Source organism: Chromohalobacter sp. 48-RD10 (assembly GCF_029889785.1).
GTDB lineage: Bacteria > Pseudomonadota > Gammaproteobacteria > Pseudomonadales > Halomonadaceae > Chromohalobacter.
The window spans coordinates 22,512-29,435 of sequence record NZ_JARANX010000020.1 but is presented as its reverse complement, the minus strand read 5'-3'; the positions used below and the strand labels follow the sequence as shown (position 1 = coordinate 29,435).

General features: G+C 62.3%; 6 protein-coding genes. 4 read left to right on the top strand and 2 right to left on the bottom strand.

The window, feature by feature from the left end:
• The 4 genes from OP496_RS14575 to OP496_RS14560 all read left to right on the top strand — a co-directional run.
• Positions 1 to 1,594 (top strand): exoribonuclease II (locus OP496_RS14575; RefSeq protein WP_280564432.1); only part of this gene is annotated, 1,594 nt, incomplete at its 5' end.
• A gap of 153 nt (positions 1,595 to 1,747) precedes the next feature.
• Complete coding sequence (locus tag OP496_RS14570; RefSeq protein WP_280561631.1) at positions 1,748 to 2,866, top strand: glycosyltransferase family 1 protein; 1,119 nt, start codon at positions 1,748 to 1,750, stop codon at positions 2,864 to 2,866.
• On the top strand, positions 2,859 to 3,635 hold the full coding sequence (locus OP496_RS14565; protein WP_280561632.1) for a polysaccharide deacetylase family protein: 777 nt from the start codon (positions 2,859 to 2,861) through the stop codon (positions 3,633 to 3,635). The genes OP496_RS14570 and OP496_RS14565 overlap by 8 nt, the downstream gene beginning before the upstream one ends.
• A complete protein-coding gene (locus OP496_RS14560) occupies positions 3,632 to 4,624 on the top strand; it encodes a lysylphosphatidylglycerol synthase transmembrane domain-containing protein (RefSeq protein WP_280561634.1) in 993 nt (330 codons plus the stop codon). The genes OP496_RS14565 and OP496_RS14560 overlap by 4 nt, the downstream gene beginning before the upstream one ends.
• A gap of 159 nt (positions 4,625 to 4,783) precedes the next feature.
• Here OP496_RS14560 and sucD read toward each other — a convergent pair whose 3' ends face one another.
• Positions 4,784 to 5,656, bottom strand: coding sequence for a succinate--CoA ligase subunit alpha (gene sucD / locus OP496_RS14555; protein WP_280561635.1), 873 nt, complete (start codon positions 5,654 to 5,656; stop codon positions 4,784 to 4,786).
• Entirely contained in the window at positions 5,656 to 6,822 is a 1,167-nt protein-coding gene (sucC, locus tag OP496_RS14550) for an ADP-forming succinate--CoA ligase subunit beta (RefSeq protein WP_280561636.1), read from the bottom strand. Before sucC ends, sucD begins: the two co-directional genes overlap by 1 nt.
• Positions 6,823 to 6,924 lie beyond the last annotated feature (102 nt).

Genomic DNA, 6,924 nt, shown 5'->3' with positions numbered 1-6,924 from the left:
CTCGCTCGACGAAAGTACGCTCGGTGACGGCGACTGGGTCGTGGCACACTTGGTGCGCCACCCGCTCAAGCCCGACGACCGCGGGTTCTTCGCCCAAGTCGACGAGCTCGTAGTCAAGGCCGACAATCCCGCCGTGCCGTGGCGCGTGACCCTGGCGCGCCACGCGCTGGAACAAGCATCGCCGCAATTCGGCGAGCAGTGGCCGCTGCACGATGAAGGTCTCGAGCGCGAGGACTGGACCGCGACACCCTTTTTCACCATCGACGGTGAAAAGACCCGCGATATGGACGACGCTCTGCATATCGAGACACGCGAAGATGGCTGGCGTCTCAGCGTGGCGATCGCCGATCCCACGGCATACGTCCGCGAGGGCGACCCGGTCGACATGGAAGCGCAGACCCGCGCCTTCACGGTGTATCTGCCGGGCCAGAACGTCACCATGTTGCCGGAAACACTGGCCAACGAGCTGTGTTCGCTGAAGGAAGGCGAGGAGCGCCCGACCCTGGTCTGCACATTGGATATCCAGCGCGACGGCACTCTCGGCGACTATCGCTTCTTTGCCGCCAATGTCCGTTCGCATGCGCGTCTAGTGTATGACCAGATCTCCGACTGGCTGGAAGGCCAAGGCGATTGGGCCCCTGCCGACGAGGCCATGGCCACGCAGCTCAAGGCCTTGGCCGCGATGACCGAGGCCCGCAACGCATGGCGCGAGGAACACACGCTGGTGTTCAAGGACCGTCCCGATTATGCCTTCGACGTCGATGACGCGGGCAACGTGCTGGCGGTGCGTATCGAGGAACGTCGCACCGCTCAGCGCATGATCGAGGAGTCGATGATCGCAGCCAACGCCTGCTGCGCCGATCTGCTGGCTTCGCACGTGGGCCATGGCATCTTCAACGTGCATCAGGCGTTCGAACCTGAAAAGGCCGATCAGGCGATCGAGTTCCTGGCCACCCAGGACATCAACGTGGAACGCGAACAGTTGCTGGAACTCTCGCGCTACCGCGAGCTGCGCCGCGCCCTGGAAGCACGCGAGGACGCCTGGCTCGACGCACGCCTGCGCCGTTTCCAGGGCTATACCAACATGTCCGCCCAGCCTGGCCCGCACTTCGGGTTGGGACTGCCGGCATACGCCACCTGGACATCGCCCATCCGCAAGTACGGCGACATGGTCAATCACCGCCTGATCAAGCGCGTGCTCAAGGGCGAAAGCGCACCCGCCGAGGCCAGCCAGGCATTGACCGAGCAGCTCACCGAGCGGCGGCGCCTGAATCGCATGGCGGAACGTGACGTCAAGGATTGGCTCTACGTGCGCTATCTCGGCCCCTCCGCCGAAAAAGGCGAAGTTTTCGACGCCGAGATCATCGCCATCAACCGTGGCGGCATGCGGGTTCGGCTCTCCGCCAATGGTGCCACGGCGTTCGTTCCGGCACCATTCATGCACAGTGAACGCGACAAGGTCGCCATCGACGACAAGGAAGGCCGTATCCAGATCGAGGGCCAGCCGCGCTACAAGCTCGGCGACAGCGTTCAGGTCGCACTGGCCGAAGCCGTCGAGGCGACACGCTCGTTGGTCGCACGTCCCGCCGCATGAAGCTGGCCATGTCTTGCGTCACCAGAAGTGGACGCAAGGCATGGCATGTGCCAGCGTAATCTCATGACAGCGCGGTGACATTCCTACGACAAGCCCGTCAGGGCCCGAGCGGTCACTCCGTAACCAACCGGGAAGGTTTCAAGGAGTCACGCTTTGCATATCACCGATATCACGATGTTTTACGCACCTGCCAGCGGTGGAGTACGAACCTACCTCGAGGCCAAACGCAACCGCTTGGCGACACTGCCTGGCGTGATATCCAGCCTAGTGATTCCCGGTACCCGCCATGTAGTCAGTGAGTCCATCCATGAAATTCCCGCGCCACCGCTCCCCTTCAGCCAAGGGTATCGCTTTCCCCTGAGGCGAGAAGGCTGGCGGCGCGAACTGATTCAGATGGCGCCGGATCTCATCGAGGCCGGCGATCCTTACGTCACCGCTTGGGCCGCGCTTGATGCCGGCCGGACCTTGGACGTCCCCATAGTGGGATTTTACCACTCCGACCTACCTCGCCTGATCGGCAACCGTCTCGGGAACTGGACGCGCATTGCCCTCAAACGCTATGTCGAAAACCTCTACCGGCATTGCAACCGTGTCCTCGCGCCGAGTCGCGTCATCGCCGATAGACTTAATGGCCTTGGCCTCGACAATGTCGCCCTGCAATCGTTGGGGGTCGACTTGCAGACCTTCTCGCCCCAGCACCGCCAAGATACCTGTCGCCAGCGCTTGGGCCTCGACGACAATACGCGCCTGCTGATCTTCGTAGGGCGCGGCTCGCGCGAGAAGAACCTGCCGGTTCTGTTGGAAACCGCACGGCGCCTCGGAAAAGGCTACCACCTGCTGTTGATCGGGCCGCAGATGCCGCAACGCGTTCCTGACAACGTCAGCGTCATCGGCCGCTACACGGCCACCGCCGATGTCGCCGAGTGGTTGGCCAGCAGCGACATGCTGCTGCATGCCGGTACTCAAGAAACGTTCGGTCTGATCGCCCTGGAAGCCATGGCAAGTGGCATTCCAGTCGTCGCGGCACGCGCCGGCGCCCTAGCCGAGAATGTGCCCCTGGGCTGCGGACTGCTTTGTGAACCCCACTCGGCGGACGATATGGCACGCGCCGTGCGCGAACTCTGCGCCAATGCGCCCGAGGAACAAGGGCGTCGTGCCCGCCTGCATGTCGAACGCCATCACGATTGGGATATCGTGGTCTCCAGCCTGATGAAGCATTATCGTGAATTGACCGGACAACGCGTCAACACGGAGGGCCTTCAGCATGGCTGATCGCCACCTTTCCCTCGTCCTGCACGATGTCGCGCCGGAAACCTGGCCCGACTACACCAACTTCTTGGCCAGGGTCGACGCCCTGGCACATCGACACGGTCCGATCCCGATCACCTGGCTGGTGGTACCCGATTTTCACCATCGCAGCGACTGCCGCCGCGACGGCGTCTTCCTCGAGCACTTGCAACGCCGCCGAGCCATGGGCGATGAATTGGCCTTGCACGGTTATTATCATTGCGACGACGCGCCCGCGCCGCGCACGCCTCGCGACTGGTTCATGCGGCGCTTTTACACCTGGGAAGGCGAGTTCTACGCTCTCGACGAAGATGAGGCGGCACAGCGCCTGGACAAAGGCATCGACCTCTTTCGATCACAGGGCTGGCCACTCACCGGCTTCGTGGCGCCAGCCTGGCTCATGAGCCAAGGGGCGCGGCGAGCACTGGCCCAGCGCGACTTTTGCTACACTAGCGACCCGCAACATCTGTATACGCTGCCCAGCTTCATGCGCCTCGAGGCGCCGGGGCTGGTATGGAGTGCCCGTAGCGCCTGGCGTCGTGGCCTATCACGCCTGGCCAGCGAAACGCAGCGCTGGCGTAGCCGCCAGGCACCGCTGCTGCGCCTGGGACTACATCCCGTGGACATGCGCCACGCCAGCGTTCAGGCATACTGGCTCGCGGTTCTGGAGCGCCTGATCCACGAAGGACGTCGCCCTATCACCAAGTACGATTGGGTGACGGGGCAACGCCGGAGGGAGCAGCACGCCGCATGAAGCGCCTGGTGATATTGCTTTTTATCGGGTTGGTGGCGGCCATCAGTATCCCGCTGTTATTCGGCGGGCGCGCACTTTTCGGTGAACTCGCCTCATTTCCCTTGCAGCAACTGGCGTTTATGCTGCTGCTGATCGTCATCTGCTGGAACGTCAATGCCTTGCGGCTTCGCTTGCTGCTGGCGGGACGCGCCGGACACCTCGGTCAGACGCGCGCAGTGGGCATCGTGATGTCTACCGAGTTTGCCATCTGCGCCACCCCCGGCGGCACCGGGGGCTTACTGACGCTCCTAGGCTTGCTGGCACGACGCGGCGTTCGGCCCGCGCAGGCTTCGGCGATCTTCGCCGTCGATCAGTTGACTGACCTGCTCTTCTTTCTTTCCGCGCTGATAGGCGTCGCGCTCTATGTCCTCATCGAGGCCATCGATCTCAACCTCGGCTGGCTGGTGGGCTTGCCATCGTTGCTGCTGGTGTGCGGCTTCATCCTGCTGTGGCTGGTCATACGCCACTATGGACGCCTGCTCCAGGTCACCGGCAACTGGCTCGAGCGGTTCAAGGTGCGCCGCAAGGCACGCTTCGGGTTCGCTCGCCGCCTGCTGCATTTCCGTAACGCCTTGATCGAGACGCTACGCCTGCCTCGTCTGACCTTGTTGTCGGTCTTCGCCCTGTGCTGCACCCACTGGATGCTGCGTTACAGCGTCCTGTATCTGGCCGTGCAGGGCCTGGATGCCCATGTCGATTGGGCTTGGACCTTCCTGGTACAAATGCTCTCCATGGCGGCAGGACAGTTGAGTTTTCTGCCTGGGGGCGCAGGCGGTGCCGAACTGACCTCCACTGCCTTGCTGGCGCCGTTAATCGGCAAGCAAAGCGCCGCTGCAGCGGTGCTCATCTGGCGCTTCGTGACCTACTACTTCTACCTCATCGCTGGTGCGCCGGTCTTCTTGGCGTTGGCGGGACGTGCTTTCGTCAAACTGCTATCCCGGCGTCGGTAGTCACTTGCACGTTTTTACGAACGGTCGCGTTTTCAAGAAAGGCAGCGAGCGCAGGCCGTTTGCATAAAGCACTTGAAACGACGAAGGGCATCCCCGTAGGGATGCCCTTCGTCATGCTCACTGGCCGGCGACCCATGACCCGCCGGGCCTAGAGGCGACTTACCAACCCGTCGCTGCCTTCAGCGCATCGCCGATCTCGGCGAGCGAACGCACGGTCTTGACGCCTGCAGACTCGAGCGCGGTGAACTTCTCGTCCGCCGTACCCTTGCCACCAGCGATGATGGCACCGGCGTGGCCCATGCGCTTGCCCGGAGGCGCCGTTACACCGGCGATATAGGAGACCACCGGCTTTGAGACATGCTCCTTGACGTATGCTGCGGCTTCTTCTTCCGCCGTGCCGCCGATCTCGCCGATCATCACGATGGCTTCGGTCTGCGGGTCCTTCTCGAACATCTCGAGCATGTCGATGAAGGTGGATCCCGGGATCGGGTCGCCGCCGATGCCCACGCAAGTGGACTGGCCGAATCCATGATCGGTGGTCTGCTTGACGGCTTCATAGGTCAAGGTGCCGGAGCGCGATACGATGCCGACCTTGCCGGACTTGTGGATATGCCCCGGCATGATGCCGATCTTGGTCTCGCCCGGCGTGATCACCCCCGGGCAGTTCGGCCCGATCAGGCACACGCCCAACTCGTCGCACTTGGCCTTGACGTCGAGCATATCGAGGGTCGGAATTCCCTCGGTGATGCACACGATCAGCTTGATGCCGGCATTGGCGGCCTCAAGGATGGAATCCTTGCAGAACGGCGCGGGCACGTAGATCACGGAGGCTTCGGCACCGGTCGTGTCGACGGCTTCCTTGACAGTGTTGAACACCGGCAGGCCGAGGTGCGTCTGGCCACCCTTGCCTGGCGTCACGCCACCCACCATCTGAGTGCCGTAGGCAATCGCCTGCTCGGAGTGGAAGGTCCCCTGGCCACCGGTGAAGCCTTGGCAGATGACCTTGGTGCTTTTGTCGATCAGGATACTCATTACTTGCCCTCCGCTGCTTTGACGACCTGCTGGGCCGCGTCGGTCAAGCTGGTAGCAGCGATGATGTTCAGTCCGCTGGAGGCCAATTTCTCGGCACCCAGCTCGGCGTTGTTGCCTTCGAGACGCACCACGACCGGCACGTTGACACCGACCTGCTCGACGGCACCGATGATGCCCTCGGCAATCATGTCGCAACGCACGATGCCGCCGAAGATATTGACCAGAACGGCTTTCACGGAATCGTCGGAGAGGATGATCTTGAAGGCTTCGCCCACGCGCTCTTCGGTGGCACCACCGCCAACGTCCAGGAAGTTGGCCGGCTGCCCGCCGTTGAGCTTGATAATGTCCATGGTCCCCATGGCCAGGCCGGCGCCATTGACCATGCAACCGATATTGCCTTCCAGAGCGACGTAGTTGAGTTCCCACGCCTGAGCGTGCGCCTCACGTTCGTCTTCCTGAGACGGGTCGCGCATGGCTTGCAGATCGGGATGACGATACAGCGCATTGCCATCGAGGCCGATCTTGGCATCCAGGCAGTGCAGGTCGCCGCTGTTGTTGATTACCAGCGGGTTGATCTCGAGCAGCGCGAGGTCTTTTTCTTCGAACAGCTTAGCCAGGCCCAGGAAGATCTTGGTGAACTGCTTGATCTGTGCGCCTTCCAGACCCAGGTCGAACGCCAGTTCACGCGCCTGGTACGGCTGAGCACCGACCAGCGGATCGACTTCGGCCTTGAGAATCTTCTCGGGCGTTTCTTCGGCGACCTTCTCGATTTCCACGCCGCCTTCGGTGGAGGCCATGAAAACGATACGCCGCGTGCCGCGATCGACGACGGCGCCCAGATAAAGCTCGTTGGCGATATCGGTGCAGTCTTCGACCAGGATCTTGGTGACCGGTTGGCCCTTCTCATCGGTCTGGAAGGTCACCAGGTTCTCGCCCAGCCATTTTTCAGCGAACGCCTTGGCATCCTCGACGCTTTCGACCAGCTTGACGCCGCCCGCCTTGCCACGGCCACCTGCGTGAACCTGGGCCTTGACGACCCACTTATCACCGCCAATCTTCTTGCACGCATCGGCAGCTTCTTCGGGGGTATCCACGGCGAAACCCTTGGACACCGGTAGACCATAATCGGCAAACAACTGTTTGCTCTGATACTCGTGAAGGTTCATCGTGTCATGCCATTGGTTGCATGTGACTCGAATGGTAGCGATGGCCTCGAGCTTTTACAGCCTCAGGCCACCGCTACCCCTGTTCGCTCCCGCCTAAGCGGG

Bases quoted from the DNA above. Each gene is read 5' to 3' on its own strand.
- OP496_RS14565 (WP_280561632.1), top strand. From the start codon at position 2,859: ATGGCTGATCGCCACCTTTCCCTCGTCCTGCACGATGTCGCGCCGGAA.
- OP496_RS14560 (WP_280561634.1), top strand. From the start codon at position 3,632: ATGAAGCGCCTGGTGATATTGCTTTTTATCGGGTTGGTGGCGGCCATC.
- sucD (WP_280561635.1), bottom strand. From the start codon at position 5,656: ATGAGTATCCTGATCGACAAAAGCACCAAGGTCATCTGCCAAGGCTTC.
- sucC (WP_280561636.1), bottom strand. From the start codon at position 6,822: ATGAACCTTCACGAGTATCAGAGCAAACAGTTGTTTGCCGATTATGGT.